Source organism: Streptomyces sp. 3330 (assembly GCF_031456635.1).
Taxonomy (GTDB): Bacteria; Actinomycetota; Actinomycetes; order Streptomycetales; family Streptomycetaceae; genus Streptomyces.
The window spans coordinates 136,160-150,215 of the sequence record NZ_JAVDVA010000009.1; the positions used below are offsets into that span (position 1 = coordinate 136,160).

General features: G+C 73.0%; 13 protein-coding genes. 6 read left to right on the forward strand and 7 right to left on the reverse strand.

All coding sequences use genetic code 11. The features are described from left to right. The first annotated feature begins 342 nt into the window (after nucleotides 1–342). Genes J2X68_RS17400 through J2X68_RS17420 form a run of 5 tightly spaced genes read left to right on the forward strand, consistent with a single transcriptional unit; the run spans nucleotide 343 to nucleotide 6,044 of the window. Nucleotides 343–3,219: a nitrate- and nitrite sensing domain-containing protein gene (locus tag J2X68_RS17400; RefSeq protein WP_310433454.1), complete on the forward strand. Its 2,877-nt coding sequence runs from the start codon at nucleotides 343–345 to the stop codon at nucleotides 3,217–3,219. Then, the gene (locus J2X68_RS17405) at nucleotides 3,216–3,719 is read left to right on the forward strand and encodes a roadblock/LC7 domain-containing protein (protein ID WP_310433455.1); all 504 of its coding nucleotides are present in this window, start codon (nucleotides 3,216–3,218) and stop codon (nucleotides 3,717–3,719) included. Before J2X68_RS17400 ends, J2X68_RS17405 begins: the two co-directional genes overlap by 4 nt. Further along, the gene (locus tag J2X68_RS17410) at nucleotides 3,716–4,147 is read left to right on the forward strand and encodes a DUF742 domain-containing protein (protein ID WP_310433456.1); all 432 of its coding nucleotides are present in this window, start codon (nucleotides 3,716–3,718) and stop codon (nucleotides 4,145–4,147) included. The genes J2X68_RS17405 and J2X68_RS17410 overlap by 4 nt, the downstream gene beginning before the upstream one ends. Then, a complete protein-coding gene (locus tag J2X68_RS17415) occupies nucleotides 4,128–4,766 on the forward strand; it encodes an ATP/GTP-binding protein (RefSeq protein WP_310433457.1) in 639 nt (212 codons plus the stop codon). The genes J2X68_RS17410 and J2X68_RS17415 overlap by 20 nt, the downstream gene beginning before the upstream one ends. Nucleotides 4,767–4,790: 24 nt before the next feature. After that, the gene (locus J2X68_RS17420; protein ID WP_310433458.1) at nucleotides 4,791–6,044 is read left to right on the forward strand and encodes a styrene monooxygenase/indole monooxygenase family protein; all 1,254 of its coding nucleotides are present in this window, start codon (nucleotides 4,791–4,793) and stop codon (nucleotides 6,042–6,044) included. Here the strand turns inward: J2X68_RS17420 and J2X68_RS17425 are convergent. From J2X68_RS17425 to J2X68_RS17440, 4 genes are all read right to left on the reverse strand, one after another. Beyond that, complete coding sequence (locus tag J2X68_RS17425) at nucleotides 6,017–7,258, reverse strand: NlpC/P60 family protein (protein WP_310433459.1); 1,242 nt, start codon at nucleotides 7,256–7,258, stop codon at nucleotides 6,017–6,019. The two genes, J2X68_RS17420 and J2X68_RS17425, sit on opposite strands and share 28 nt — an antisense overlap. A gap of 103 nt (nucleotides 7,259–7,361) precedes the next feature. Then, nucleotides 7,362–7,724, reverse strand: coding sequence for a hypothetical protein (locus tag J2X68_RS17430; RefSeq protein WP_310433460.1), 363 nt, complete (start codon nucleotides 7,722–7,724; stop codon nucleotides 7,362–7,364). Between the two features lie 14 nt (nucleotides 7,725–7,738). Next, the gene (locus J2X68_RS17435; RefSeq protein ID WP_310433461.1) at nucleotides 7,739–8,389 is read right to left on the reverse strand and encodes a helix-turn-helix domain-containing protein; all 651 of its coding nucleotides are present in this window, start codon (nucleotides 8,387–8,389) and stop codon (nucleotides 7,739–7,741) included. Nucleotides 8,390–8,435: 46 nt separating this feature from the next. Then, nucleotides 8,436–9,374, reverse strand: a complete 939-nt coding sequence (locus J2X68_RS17440) for a diiron oxygenase (RefSeq protein ID WP_310433462.1) — start codon at nucleotides 9,372–9,374, stop codon at nucleotides 8,436–8,438. 118 nt (nucleotides 9,375–9,492) lie between these two features. Between J2X68_RS17440 and J2X68_RS17445 the strand changes: the two genes are divergently transcribed. After that, nucleotides 9,493–10,401 (forward strand): ADP-ribosylglycohydrolase family protein, encoded by a 909-nt coding sequence (locus J2X68_RS17445; protein ID WP_310433463.1) that lies wholly within the window; start codon nucleotides 9,493–9,495, stop codon nucleotides 10,399–10,401. A gap of 91 nt (nucleotides 10,402–10,492) precedes the next feature. On the opposite strand, the gene J2X68_RS17450 is transcribed toward J2X68_RS17445, so the two are convergent. The 3 genes from J2X68_RS17450 to J2X68_RS17460 are packed head-to-tail and all read right to left on the reverse strand — an operon-like array spanning nucleotide 10,493 to nucleotide 14,045. Then, nucleotides 10,493–11,023, reverse strand: a complete 531-nt coding sequence (locus J2X68_RS17450; RefSeq protein WP_310433464.1) for a DUF3291 domain-containing protein — start codon at nucleotides 11,021–11,023, stop codon at nucleotides 10,493–10,495. Between the two features lie 44 nt (nucleotides 11,024–11,067). Then, the gene (locus J2X68_RS17455) at nucleotides 11,068–12,525 is read right to left on the reverse strand and encodes a penicillin-binding transpeptidase domain-containing protein (RefSeq protein WP_310433465.1); all 1,458 of its coding nucleotides are present in this window, start codon (nucleotides 12,523–12,525) and stop codon (nucleotides 11,068–11,070) included. Next, the gene (locus tag J2X68_RS17460) at nucleotides 12,522–14,045 is read right to left on the reverse strand and encodes an FtsW/RodA/SpoVE family cell cycle protein (RefSeq protein WP_310433466.1); all 1,524 of its coding nucleotides are present in this window, start codon (nucleotides 14,043–14,045) and stop codon (nucleotides 12,522–12,524) included. Before J2X68_RS17460 ends, J2X68_RS17455 begins: the two co-directional genes overlap by 4 nt. Nucleotides 14,046–14,056 lie beyond the last annotated feature (11 nt).

A 14,056-nucleotide genomic window follows, 5' to 3' on the forward strand; every position in this document is an offset into this window, starting at 1 on the left:
AGCCTTCGCAAAAGGCTGGCATCGCTCCCCGAACTCACGTGCCACCGCAGGTCAGACGCCTGTTTTGGGTAAGAATGAAGCACTCCGGGAAGACGTGGCGGCGAATACTGTCAAAGCCCGCCGCCCACGTCCAACCGGCCTGCCGTGCAGGGCCGCTGCGCACGCCAGAGGAACTTGCCCGCCAACTCTTCTCCGATGTTCACTCCTTCGGGTGGCGGGGCAAGCGATGCGAGGCCCCTGCCCACCGGCACTGGGAGGGTCGGGAACCGTACCGGACGTACGCACCAGTTGACGGCGCGTCACCTCCGGCCCATGGCACACGAGTCAGGAATGCGAGCACCGGTGCAGAAGACGCGGCCTCGGCGTACAGGCAGGCAGACGGCCTCCGAGGGGGGCGCGGAGCGCACCCCTGTCGGCAAGGGCCGTCCGACCCACGTACGCAACCGGCTGATCGTCGCGGTGGCCGTCGTCGCCGCCGCCGTCGCCGGGGCGGGCGCCCCCTCGATCCTCGCCGCCTCCGGGCAGCTGAAGGACTCCCAGGACCTGGTCACCCTCGCCGAACAGACCCAGGACGCCCTCGCTCTCGCCCAGTCCCTGGCGGACGAGCGCGACGAGGTCACCACCTATGTGGCGGCCGGCCGGGTGAAGTCCAAGGCGCCCTCCGCCCAGGGCAGCGCCCGGGTGGACCGGCAGGTGCGCGAGCTGACCGCCGGGACGGACGTCTCCGCGGCGCTGCGCGAGGCCCTCGCCTCCGTGCCGTCCGTGCGCCAGTCGGCCCTCACCGGCAAGAGCACGGCCCTCCAGACGCACGAGGCGTACTCCCGGGCCATCGCCGCTCTCCATGTGCTCGTCGACCGGCTGGCGGAGGAGATGCCGCCCCGCGCGGGCTCCGGCGCGTACGCCCTCGCCGAGCTCGACACCGTCGTCCAGCAGGCCTCCGCGACCCGGGGACTGCTGCTCGCGGCGCTGAACGTGCCGACGAGCACCGAGACCTCGTACGACCCCGTCACCGGCCGGTCGGTCACCGAGAAGGTCTCCTCGGACGCCGACACCAAGCAGCGCGACGCGCTCACCGCCGCCGCGCAGCAGGCCCGGCTGCGTTCCGACGCGGCCCTCGCGGACTTCCGGGAGGGCGCGCCGCAGGAGACCGTGGCCTCGTACGACTCCACGGTCACCGGCGGCGACGTCGACACCGCCGAGGCCTACCTCGCCGACCTCACCGACCAGCCGAAGCTGAGCGGCGGCGAACTCGACACCAGCGTCAAGAAGCTCGACGCCGCGCTCTCGGCCCGCGTCGACCTGATGCGCGGGGTCGAGTCCTCGCTGTACGGCCACCGCGCCGAGGACCTGGCCCTGCTGCGGGACGACGACGTCACCGAGCTGGAGCTGCGCGTCACCCTCCTCGGGGCCCTGATGCTGCTGACGGTCGTCGTCGCCACCGGCATGGCGCGCAGCCTCACCCGGCCGCTGTCCGTGCTGCGCCGTGGGTCGGCGCGACTGGCGCAGGCCGAGCACCCGGCGGCGGAGGAACCGGTCCGGTTCACCGGCCGCAACGACGAGTTCGCCCAGGTCGTGCGCTCCGTCAACGCCCTGCACGAGCACGCCGTGGCGCTCCACGAGCGCGTCGGCACCCTGGAGTCCGATCGCAAGCACCTCGTCGGGCAGCGCCAGAAGATGGCCGACGCCCGCGAGGAACTGCGCACCGAACTCGCCGACTCAGCAGCTCAGTTGGACGGTCTGCGGGACAGCATCGGCGGCACCTTCGTCAACCTCGCCCTGCGCACCCTGGGCCTCGTCGAACGCCAACTGGCGGTCATCGAGGGGCTGGAGGAGCGCGAGCAGGACCCCGACCGGCTGGCCACGCTCTTCAAGCTCGACCACTTCGCCACGGTCATGCGGCGCCACAGCGAGAATCTGCTGGTCCTGGCGGGGACGGAACACGTCCAGCAGCACGCGGGCCCGATCCCGCTGGTGGACGTGGTCCGCGCGGCCGTCAGCGAGATCGAGCGCTACGAGCGGGTGCGCATCTCCACGCTCCCGCCGCACGCGCACGTGGCGGGGTTCGCCGCGGACGACCTCTCCCACCTGCTGGCCGAACTCATGGAGAACGCCACCTCGTTCTCCCCGCCGGACCTGCCCGTCGAGGTCTCCGGCTGGCTCCTGGAGAACGGCGAGGTCATGCTCTCCGTCCAGGACGAGGGCATCGGCATGGCCGAGGACCGGATGAGCCGCCTCAACGCCCGCCTCGCCGAGTTCGACCCCGAGACGCCGTACGACCAGGAGGGCGAGGAGGGACTCGGCCTCGGCCTGTACGTGGTGGCCCGGCTCGCCCACCGGCACGGGGCGCGGGTGCGGCTGCGCGAGCAGAAGCAGGGCGGGGTGGCGGCGGTCGTCGTCCTGCCGACCGCGCTCCTCGCCGCGGCCCCGGCCGCCGCGGCGCCGCCGGCGAGCCCGGCGTCCACCGCCGCGTCCTTCTCGCTGCCGGGCGCGGACGCGGAGGCCAACTCCAATGTCCTGCCGGGCCGCAAGCAGTCCGCGGACCCGCTGGTCGCGCTGGCGGAGCGGGCGGTGCAGCAGTCGGAGACCCCGGCCGCGACGCCCATCCCGGCCGCCGCACACGTCCCGGCCGCGTCGCCAACGCCGACGACCGCACACGTCCCGGCCGAGACCCCGGCCGAGACGACGATGGAACTGCTCCTGCCGATCCCGCAGGGCGAGGACGCGGGGGAGACCGACGAGGCGGACGCGCAGAGCGCCGCCGCAGTCCCCGCCCCGGCGGCAGCCGACCGGGAGCACACCCCACCGGGCCCACCCGCGCCCGACGGCGAACCCGCGCCCGACGGCGAACCCGCGTCCGACGGCGAACCCGCGTCCGACGGTGGATCCGCCGCGGACGAGGCGGAACACGCCCGCACGCCGGACGCCCCGGAGGAACTCGTCACCGACAAGGGCCTCCCGAAGCGCACCCCCAAGATCACCGCACCCACCCAAGCCCCGCGCCAGCGGACCGGTTCCGTCGACGCGGACGCCCTCCGCCGCCGTCTGGGCGGTTTCCGCCGGGGGGCGGAGGCCGGCTACCGCGACGTGGAAGCCGAGATCGCCGAACGGACGGGCCAGAACCAGGTCCCGTCCCCCGAAGCGGCTCGAAGAACAGCTCAAGAAGCACACGCACACGCCGAAGAAGACACGGGGGGCACAGTCGAGGAGGCAAGCAGTTGACCGCGCCCAGTACCTTCGGACTGAGCAGTGAAGCCCGTAACCTGCACTGGCTGTTGACCAACCTCGTGGAGGAGGTTCCCGGCATCCAGTCCGTCGCTGTCGTCTCCTCGGACGGCCTGCTCCTGCTGTCGTCGGACGCCGGCCGCAACCTCGAGGCCCGTCAGGCCCGCGAGGCGAAACCCTCCGGCCCGCGCGGTTCCGCCGCCGACCTCGCGACGATCGTCTCGGGCATCGGCAGCCTCACCATCGGCGCCGCCAAGCTCATGGCGTTCGGCGGGGTCAGGCACACCATGGTCGCCATGGACGAGGGCAGCCTCTTCGTCATGTCGATCAGCGACGGCTCGCTCCTCGGCGTGCACGGCTCCGCCGACTGCGACATGAGCGTGGTGGCGTACCACATGGCCCTCTTCGTGGGCCGCGCCGGACACGTCCTGACCCCGGAACTGCGCAGCGAGCTACGGCAGTCACTGGAGTCCGAGGAGACGGGGGGCGTCCGATGAGCGGCGTCCCGCAGCAGTCCCGGGGTGACCGGCACAAGCTCCCCGTACGGGGCGGCGACCGCAGGCCGGCCCGGGTGCGCCCCTACTCGCTCACCGGCGGCCGTACCCGCTTCGGGCACGTCCTGCTGGTGGAGACCTTCGTGGCGGCCCTGGAAGCGCCCGAAGAACGCAAGGAACTGACGAACGGCTCCCTCAAGTCCACGGTCATGCCGGAACTGCGGGCCATCGTCGAACTGTGCCGCCGTATGCGCACGGTGGCCGAGATCGCCGCGCTGCTGAAGATGCCGCTCGGCGTGGTCCGGGTGCTCCTCAGCGACCTCGCGGACCAGGGAAAGATCCGTGTGTACGGCACCGGTACCGCTCACGGTACGGGCCGTCCCGACCGCGCTCTGCTGGAAAGGGTGCTGAGTGGACTCCGTCGTCTCTGACGCCGCTCGTGGCGTCTCCCCCCTCGTCGAGCCCGACGAGCCTCTGCAGCCCTGGCAGACGGACCGCACCCGCGCACCCATCGCCACGAAGATCGTGGTGGCGGGCGGATTCGGTGTCGGCAAGACCACCCTCGTGGGCACCGTCTCGGAGATCGAGCCCCTCCAGACGGAGGCGCTGATGACCGAGGCCAGCGAGGAGACCGACGACCTCACCGGCACTCCGGAGAAGGTCACCACGACGGTCGCCATGGACTACGGCCGGCTCACCCTCGACGACGACCTGGTGCTCTACCTGTTCGGCACGCCGGGGCAGCAGCGGTTCTGGTTCATGTGGGACGACCTGGTGCGCGGCGCGATCGGCGCGGTCGTGCTGGCCGACACCCGCCGTCTGAAGGACTGCTTCCCCGCGCTGGACTACTTCGAGAGCTGCGGGCTGCCGTACGTCGTCGCCGTCAACCACTTCGACGGCAGCGAGGTGTTCGAGCCCGCCGACGTGCGGGAGGCGCTGACGATCTCCGCGCACATACCTGTCATGATCATGGATGCGCGGCGCCGGATCTCGGTGATCGAGACCCTCCTGGCCCTGGTGGGCCACGCGCTCGACGAAACCCCCGAGTAAGGCCCTTCAAGGAGAGTTCCCCGCATGCGGAAGATACTCGTCGTCGGAGCCGGCCAGTCCGGTCTCCAGCTCGCCCTCGGCCTCCAGTCGCACGGGTACGAGGTCACCCTGATGTCGAACCGGACGGCGGACGAGATCCGCTCCGGCCGCGTCATGTCGACGCAGTGCATGTTCCACACCGCCCTCCAGCACGAGCGCGACCTCCAGCTGAACTTCTGGGAGCAGCAGGCCCCGAAGATCGGCGGACTCGGCGTCTCGGTGGCGGCCCCCGGCTCGCACGACCCGGGCCCGGCACAGCGCGCGATCGACTGGCTGGGCAGGCTCGACGGCTACGCGCAGTCCGTCGACCAGCGGGTGAAGATGGCCGGCTGGATGGAGACGTTCGCCCAGCGCGGCGGCCAGCTGGTGATCCACGGCGCGGCGGTCTCGGACCTCGACTACTTCTCCCGCGCCTACGACCTGGTCCTCGTCTCGGCCGGCAAGGGCGAGCTGGTCCAGATGTTCGGCCGCGACCCGGAGCGCTCCCCCTACAGCGAGCCGCAGCGCGCCCTCGCCGTCGCCTACGTGCACGGACTGGGCCCCCGCCCGGAGCACCCGGACGTGGACGCGGTCCGCTGCAACCTCGTCCCCGGCGTCGGCGAACTGTTCGTCATGCCGACGCTCACCACCTCCGGCCGCGCGGACATCCTGTTCTGGGAGGGCATACCCGGCGGCCCGCTGGACGTCTTCAAGGGCGTCAAGGACCCGGCGGAGCACCTCTCCCTGACCCTGGAGCTCATGGAGAAGTTCACGCCCTGGGAGTACGCGCGGGCCACCCGGGTCGAACTGACCGACGCCGGCGGCACCCTGGCCGGCCGTTACGCGCCCACCGTCCGCAACCCCGTCGGCCGCCTCCCCGGCGGCGGCCTGGTGCTCGGCGTCGCCGACGTCGTCGTCGCCAACGACCCGATCACCGGCCAGGGCTCCAACTCGGCGTCCAAGTGCGCGGCCGCGTACCTCTCCTCGATCCTCGAGCGCGGGGAGAAGGAGTTCGACGAGGAGTGGATGCGCGCCACCTTCGACCGGTACTGGGACACGGCCCGGCACGTCACCAAGTGGACGAACGCGATGCTGGCCCCGCCGCCGGAGCACATCGTCGACCTGCTGGGCGCGGCCGGTCAGCTGCCGCCCGTGGCCGATCGTTTCGCCAACGCGTTCAACGACCCGTCCGACTTCGAGAACTTCTTCTACGAGCCGGAGAAGACGGCGGCCTACCTGGGTTCCGTCGCGGGGGCCTGAGCGGGCGGTGCGTCCGGGCGTACGGCTCCGAGGACCGGTTGGGCCGCGATCTCGGTGATCTTGACCCGCTCGCCGGTTCGCGGCGCCTGGACCACCTTGCCCTTGCCCAGGTACAGGGCGACATGGGTGGCCTCGGGGAAGTAGACCACCAGGTCGCCGGGGCGCAGTTCCGTCAGCGGGATCCTCGGCAGGCGCGCCCACTGCTCCTCGCTGGTCCGCGGGATCGGGGTCCCGGCGTGCCCCCAGGCCTCGGAGGTCAGGCCCGAGCAGTCGTACGACCTCGGGCCTTCCGCGCCCCACTCGTACGGCTTGCCGATCTGCCGCACGGCGTACCGCACCGCCTTCGCGCCCTCCTTCGACGGCTTGTGGTCCTCGTCGAGCGCACCGGACGCCATGAGCTTCTCCTGCTCCCGCGCCACGCCGTCGCGTTCCAGGTCGGCGAGGGCGGTGAGCTGCTCGGCGGTGAGGGAGGCGAGGAGCTCCTCGACGTCGGCCAGGCGCCGGGTCACGTCGTCGCGCTCCTTCTTCCGCCGTTCCGCCAGGGTGAGCTGGGCGTCGAGGGCGGCGCGGGCCTTGCGGGCCAGCTCGTCGGCCCGGCGTTCGCCGCTCGTCAGCCGCCCGACCGTCCCGGCCCGTTCGCGCGCCAACTGGCCGATCAGATGCCCCTGGTCGAGGGCGTGCTGCGGATCGCGGGCGAGCAGCAGCTGTACGTAGGGGGAGATGTCGGTACTGCCCTGGTACTGCTGGCGGGCCAGCCGGCCGGCCGCGCCCCGGCTCCGGTGCAGGGAGAGGCGGGCCTTCACCAGGGCGGCGTCCAGCCGTCCGGTCTCGGCCCGCCGCCGCTTCAGCTGTTCCTCGGTGGCGTTGAAGGCCTCGGTGGCCTTCTCGGCCTCCTGGTACAGCCGCTGAAGCTCCGTCAGAAGCTCGGCGACGGTCCGCTCCTCGCCGCCCGAACCGTCCTGCGAACCCTCCTCCGAGCCGCCCTCCGAGCCGCCCTCCGAGCGCTCACCCGAGCCTCCACCGGAGCCCTCGCCCGGGCCGTCCGCGGCCGCCGACGGCGTCTCCGGGGCCGGGGTCAGCGGTGCCGTCACCGTCCGTCCGCCCGGCACCGGGGGCTCCGGAGCCGCCACGGCGAGCCCGGGGCCCAGGACGGCCTGCACGACGAGCGCCGCCGTGGCGACCGTACCGGCCGGACACAGCAGTCTTCCTGACACGCCATCACCTCCGCTGCGGGGTGGCCCCTCCATCCCGTAGGCCGAGCATCAGGCGCGCGTGCGCGGCCCGCGCGCTGGAGGTGCGCGGTTCGGCGCAACCGGGTCACTCGTCGGCGTCATCCCGCCGCCCGCCCGGCGCGGCGCCGGGCTCGGTGCCGGGCTCGGTGCGGGGCTGGGCGCCGGGTTTCGACCACGGCCACTTCAGCCCGCCCAGCCGGCCGCTCCACTTCCCCGCGCCCCGGTCGTCCTCGGCCGCGAACTCGTACTTCCAGCCCTGGGGCAGTCCGAGTTTCCGGCTGTGGCCGCGCGGCACGCGCCGGTAGACCAGCACGGTGGGTGGGCCGCCCGCTGCGTCGGGAACGGGGATGCGGTACGTCTTCGGCGGGTGCCCGGTCGGGCCCAGCAGCACGGGCAGTACCCGTCCGTCCATGGGGCCGCCCTCGAAGGGGGTGTCTTCGCTCTTCACCGCACCAGTGTCGATCAGGTCTCCGTCGCCAGCGCGTCCCGGACCAGTTCGGCGGTCTGCGCGTCCCGCGCCGCGGTCACGGTGAGGACGGCGACGAACTGGTCGACCAGCCAGTCCCGCAGCTCGTCGGCGGGCGGCTGCTTGTCCTCGTCGAGCCAGATGAGGGAGGCCGCCTCGACCGCGGTGATCCACATCCGCACCGTCATCCGGAGCCGCGGACCGGGATCGGGGACCCCCAGGTGGCTGTAGATGTGCTCGGCGGCGGCCCGCCGCACACCGTCCACGATGGCGGTCGTCCGGGACGTCTCGACGACGCTGCCGCCCTGGAGCAGGGCGCTGAAACCGGCGTCATGGCGGCCCACGAACGACAGATAGCGGTCGAGGGCGCGGGCGAGGCGGGGGAGGGTCGGGCCTTCGCGGGGCTCGTCGAAGCAGTGGTGCAGCTCCTCGGCGGCGGAGCGCAGGGCGGCCTCGTAGAGCTGCTGCTTGCCCCCGGGGAAGTACCGGTAGACGAGCGGCCGGGACACCCCGGCGGCCTCCGCCACGTCGTCCAGCGAGACGTCCTCGGGGACGCGGTGCGCGAAGAGCGAGAGCGCGGCCTCGAGCAGCTGGCTGCGGCGCTCCTCGACGCTGAGGCGACGGTAGGCGGGGGCGGCGGGGGTCATGACGTGCAGCGTAATCGCCCACCCCCGCCCCGTGCCCGCCACCGGGTCACGCCAGCAGTCCGGACGACCTCCACAGGCGCCGCCCGACGCCCCGCAGCACGCCGATGTCGTCCAGGAAGTCCGTCAGCTTCTTCGACCCCGTCTGCATGACCTCGCGCCGGTGTCCGCTCGCCCGCACCTGTGCGACGGCCTCCCGCTGGTCCAGGCCCACGTTCGTGTAGACGTCCGGGTTCACGAACGCCACGGAGAACACCCGCGCGAACTCGCCCGAGGTGACCCTGGTGAACTCCTGGGACCACTTCGGCGCCGTCAGCATCTGGCGGCGCAGCTCCTCACGGGCGTACCGCACGTGCCGGGCCTCCTCCACGACGTGGATCCGGGTGACGCCCCGGACCAGCGGCTGGACGCGCTCGTCCGGGAAGGTCAGCCGCTGCATCCAGTCGAGGACCTCCTCGCCGAGCAGGGTCGCGGTGAAGGAGCCGGGGGTCGTGGAGATCGTCTTGAACAGCCGTCCCAGGTTCTGGTGGGCGCGGCTCACCGGGTAGTGGGGCGTCCCGCCCCGGGTGATCAGCCGGGCGAACATCTTCGAGTGCCGGCACTCGTCCTCGATCTCGGTCAGCGCGTACCGCACGTGCGCGCTCGTCGCCGCCTTGTCGTAGACGTGCCGGACGAGCAGCTGCATGAGGATGAGCTCGAACCAGATCCCGAGCGAGGCGAGCGCGGCGGCCTCGTGCTGCGAGAGAAGGATCCGCTGTTCCTCGCTCATCCGCTTCCACAGAGGCGTGTCGTACAGCGACACCAGTTCCGGCGGCCAGAACCACTTGCCCTCCTCGAAGGGGGCGTCCCAGTCCAGCTCCTTGTCGGGGTCGAACGAGTGCTTGGCGGAGGACGCGAGCAGCCGTTCGGCCACCTGCTCCCGGTCCTTGAGCAGGCCCAGCGCGTCCCGCAGCCCTTCCAGCGCGTCGGCATCCGTGAGGGTCGTCATGGCTCTTATGAGACTGCCTGTCAGCAAGGGCGTCAATCCCCTCCGCACGACTTATTGCTCCGCGCTTCGCCCGGACGACTGGGAGAATCGGTCTCCACGAGCCCTGGGGGGACACGACTTGAGCACCGCGCACGGAAACGACGCCGGCCGCGCCGCCGCCCGCCGCAGCCTGGAGGGCCTGGCCCTCGGAGACGCGTTCGGGGAGCGCTGGTTCCCGCTCTTCCGGGACCCCCGGCAGGCGTACGAGGAGGTCCGCGCCCGGCGGATGCCCGAGGAGCGGGACTGGCACTGGACGGACGACACGGCGATGGCCCTCGGGCTGCTCCGGGTGCTCGACCGCCACGGGGAGGTACGGCAGCGCGAACTGGCCCTCGCCTTCGCGCTCGGCCACGACGCCGACCCCGCCCGCGGCTACGGCCACGGCATGCACCGGCTGCTGCCCCGGCTGGTGCGGGAACCCGGCCGCTGGCCCGAGTTCAGCCGTGAGCTCTTCGGCGGCGAGGGCAGCCTCGGCAACGGGGCCGCGATGCGGGTGGCGCCGCTGGGCGCCTGGTTCCACACGGATCTCGACCGGGCCGCCGAGCAGGCCGCCCGCTCCGCCGAGGTCACCCACGCCCACCCGGAGGGCGTCGCGGGCGCGGTCGCCGTGGCGGTGGCGGCGGCGCTCTCGGCCACGGGACGGCTCGCTCTCGCCGACGTGGTGGAGCTGACCCCGGCCAGCGCCACCCGTGACGGCCTCGTCCGCGCCGCCGGCCTCCCCTTCGGCACGGAGCCCTGGAAGGCATCCGACGTCCTCGGCAACGGTCAGCGCATCCGCGCCGACGACACCGTGCCCTTCGCCGTCTGGTCCGCCGCCCGCCACCCCGACGACCTCGTCGCCGCGCTGTGGACCACCGCCGAGGGCTTCGGGGACGTCGACACCACCTGTGCCATCACCGGCGGCATCGTGGCCGCCCGCACCGGCGTCGACGCCGTCCCCGCGCCATGGCTGGAGCGCCGGGAACCCCTGCCCGGGCAGGCGGGGTGACGGTGCGCGCCGGGGCGCGGCCCACCGCCGCTCCCCGGGTGCGCGGCTCCGGGGCCGAGCCGCGCGAACCCGCTCGCGTCGGGGGCGTCGGCTAGACCGAGCAGCCGAGGTCCTCCGGCACGGGGAACGTCACCGGCTGCGCACCCTGCGCGGGGAAGGCCGTGCGCAGGCCGAAGGCGTACGGGGTCGGGCCGTTCGCGCGCAGATGCAGGAGGCGGGACTCGGCCTCCGCGACCGTCGGACGGTGGCCCGCCGGTACCCACCACAGGGCCGTCATCGCCTCCGCGACCCGCTCGAACCACTCCCGGCGGCGGGTGAGCAGCTCGCGGTGCCGGCCCTGGTACATGAACGAGGTCAGGGCGTCGATGTCCCGCCACACCGTCATGTTGATGATCAGCCAGGAGTCCCCGAAGACCTGGATGTCGGTCGCGTCGCCGCCGTCGGACTGCAGCCGCCAGACATAGCCGTCCGCCGCCTCCGCGACGGCGTTGACCGGATCGAGAGCGTCCACGAAGTCCTTCAACTCCGGTGAGTCCAGAGGGAACTTGAGGCGGGAGATGTTGACCTGGGCGAGTTCGAAAGCGGCGGGCCGGGTGACGTTCTCAGCTCTCGTGTCAGTCATGAGCGAACCGTAGGACGCCCCTGTGCGTGCCGGTACCCCCCGTCTCACGACGTGAGCACCGCCTCCATCACCGCCCGGGCGATCGGCGCCGCCATCCCGCCCCCGGTGATGTCCCCGCGGCGCGCCGAACCGTCCTCGACCACCACCGCGACCGCGACGCTCGGCTCCACGTCCCGTTCGCCCCGCGCCCAGGAGACGAACCAGGCGTACGGGATCCCGGCGTTGCCGAGACCGTGCTGGGCGGTGCCGGTCTTGCCGCCGACGACCGCGCCGGGGATCGCGGCGTTCGTGCCGGTGCCCTTGCGCACCACGTCCACCATCAGCTCCCGCATCAGCCGCGCCGTCGAGGGGAGCATCGCCTGCCGGGACGGGCGGGAACCGGCCGTGGCCACGGTGGCCCCGCCCTGCCGTGTCGTCCGCTCCACCAGGTACGGCGTGCGCACCTGGCCCCCGTCGGCCACGGCCGCCGCCACCATCGCCATCTGGAGCGGGGTGGCCCGGGTGTTGAACTGGCCGATCGAGGACAGCGCCAGCTGCGCCCGGTCGAGCGAGGTGTCGAAGGTGCTCGGCGCGACGGCGAACGGGATCCGCACCTGCGCGTCGTTGAACCCGAACGCCTGCGCCGTCCGGGTCATCCGGGCCAGGCCCGTGTCCACGCCGAGCTTCGCGAAGACCGTGTTGCACGACCAGGTGAAGGCGTCCCGCAGCGGAGCGTCCTCGCAGCCGGGGCCCTCGTTCGTCAGGCCCGTGGTGGTCCCGGGCAGCCGGTAGGGGGCGGGGGAGTCGGTGGCCGCGTCGAGGTCGGTGATCACGCCCGCGTCCAGCGCCGCCGCCGCGGTGACCACCTTGAACGTCGACCCCGGCGGATACGTCCGGCGGACCGCCCGGTTCAGCATCGGCTTGTCCGGGTCGCCGTTCAGCCGCACCCAGGCCCGTTCGGCCGCGGCGTCGTTCCCCGACAGCAGGGCCGGGTCGTACGAGGGACTGGACACCAGCGCCAGCACCCGCCCCGTCGACGGCTCCACCGCCGCCACGGCGCCCTTGCGCCCGCCCAGCCCCTCGTAGGCGGCCTGCTGGGCCCGGCGGTTCAGGGTCGTCACGACGTCGCCGCCGGGCGGCCTCCCGTGCGTGACGTCGTTCCACAGCGGGAACGGCGCGAGCATCGGATCGGCCCCGGACAGCACGTCGTCCCCGGCGTGCTCCAGGAGCGTCGTCCCGTACACCTGCGAGGCGAAGCCGGTCACCGGCGCGTACAGCGGCCCGTCGCGGTACGTGCGCTCGTAGCGCAGCTGCTCACCGGTGTCCCGGGAGCCGGTCACGGGGGCGCCGTCGACCAGGATGTCGCCGCGCGGCTGGGCGTAACGGGCGATGGACTCGCGCCGGTTGGCCGGGTTGTCGTCGTACGTCCGGGACTGGACGACCTGGACGCGCAGGGCGTTGACCAGGAGCGCCACCAGCAGCAGGGCGCAGAAGACGGCGGCGTGCCGGATGTGCCGGGTCAACCGGACCTCCGTGGGTCCTCGTCGTGGAGTGGGGCGTGGGATGCGTGGGGCGAGGGGCCGTGCGATGCCGGGCGGGGCGCTTCGGGCGGTGTGTGGCGCGGCCGCCTCGCGGAGTCGCTCACCCGGATCAGCAGTGCCACGATCGCCCAGTTGGTGACGACCGAGGAGCCGCCCTGCGCCAGGAACGGCATCGCCATGCCGGTCAGCGGGATCAGCCCGGTCACCCCGCCGGCGATCACGAACACCTGGAGCGCCACGATCGAGGCGAGACCGGTCGCCAGCAGCCGGCCGAAGGGGTCGCGCAGCGACAGCCCCGCCCGGTAGCCGCGCTCCACCAGCAGCCCGTAGAGGAGGAAGAGGGCCGACAGTCCCACCAGGCCCAGTTCCTCGCCCGCCGTCGCCAGGATGAAGTCCGACTTCGCGGCGAAGCCGATGAGGACGGAGTGCCCGAGGCCGAGCCCGGTGCCGGTCGTCCCGCCGGCCGAGAAGGAGAACAGCGACTGCGCGAGCTGGTTGGCGCCCTCGCCGGCCTCGATCGTCGCGAACGGGTGCAGCCAGTCCTCGACCCTGCTGTGCACGTGCGGCTCCAGCCGGCCGACGGCGAACGCTCCGAGCGAGGCGAGCAGCAGCCCGACGGCGATCCAGCCGGTGCGGCCGGTGGCCACGTAAAGCATGACCACGAACAGTCCGAAGAAGAGCAGCGAGGTGCCGAGGTCCCGCTCCAGCACCAGCACCCCGACGCTCAGCAGCCAGATCGTGACGATCGGGCCGAGGACGCGTCCGGTGGGCAGCTGGAGCCGTTCGAACCGCCAGATCTTCCGGCCCGCGTACGCCAGCGCCGTGCGGTTGGCCGCAAGGTACGCGGCGAAGAACACCGCCAGCAGCACCTTCGCGAACTCGCCCGGCTGGATGGAGAACCCGGCGATCCGGATCCAGATACGGGCGCCGTTCACGGCCGGGAAGAGGATCGGCAGCGCGAGCAGGGCGAGCGCGGCGACCACGCAGACGTACGCGTACCGCTGGAGCAGGCGGTGGTCGCGCAGCGCGGCCACGACCAGGATGAACAGCGCCACCCCGAGCGTGGACCACACCAGTTGGGTGGGCGCGGCCCGGTCGCCCGGCGTCTCCAGGTCGAGCCGGTAGATCAGCACCAGGCCCATCCCGTTGAGCAGCACCGCGATGGGGAGGAGCAGCGGGTCGGCGCAGGGCGCGCGCAGCCGCACCGCGAGGTGCGCCAGCAGCGCGAGCACGCCGAGCCCGGCGCCGTAACCGGCGGCGCCGGGCGGGACGGTGCCGTCCTTCGCGAGGCCGACGGCGCAGTAGCCGTACACGGAGAGCAGCACGGCCAGGACGATGAGGGAGAGTTCGACGCCGCGGCGCCGGGGGAGCAGCGCCGCGGGGGCGGGCGCGTCGGCCGCCGCCACGGTGGTCCCGGCGCCGGTGGCGCCGGTGCCGGACGCGGCTCCGGCCTCTGCTCCCGTCCCCGCTCCCGTCCCTGGTCCGACTCCGGCTTTCGTCATGTCCGGAACCT

Coding starts and splice junctions, on each gene's coding strand:
- J2X68_RS17410 (WP_310433456.1), top strand. CDS start 3,716: ATGAGCGGCGTCCCGCAGCAGTCCCGGGGTGACCGGCACAAGCTCCCC.
- J2X68_RS17420 (WP_310433458.1), top strand. CDS start 4,791: ATGCGGAAGATACTCGTCGTCGGAGCCGGCCAGTCCGGTCTCCAGCTC.
- J2X68_RS17435 (WP_310433461.1), bottom strand. CDS start 8,389: ATGACCCCCGCCGCCCCCGCCTACCGTCGCCTCAGCGTCGAGGAGCGC.
- J2X68_RS17440 (WP_310433462.1), bottom strand. CDS start 9,374: ATGACGACCCTCACGGATGCCGACGCGCTGGAAGGGCTGCGGGACGCG.
- J2X68_RS17450 (WP_310433464.1), bottom strand. CDS start 11,023: ATGACTGACACGAGAGCTGAGAACGTCACCCGGCCCGCCGCTTTCGAA.
- J2X68_RS17460 (WP_310433466.1), bottom strand. CDS start 14,045: ATGACGAAAGCCGGAGTCGGACCAGGGACGGGAGCGGGGACGGGAGCA.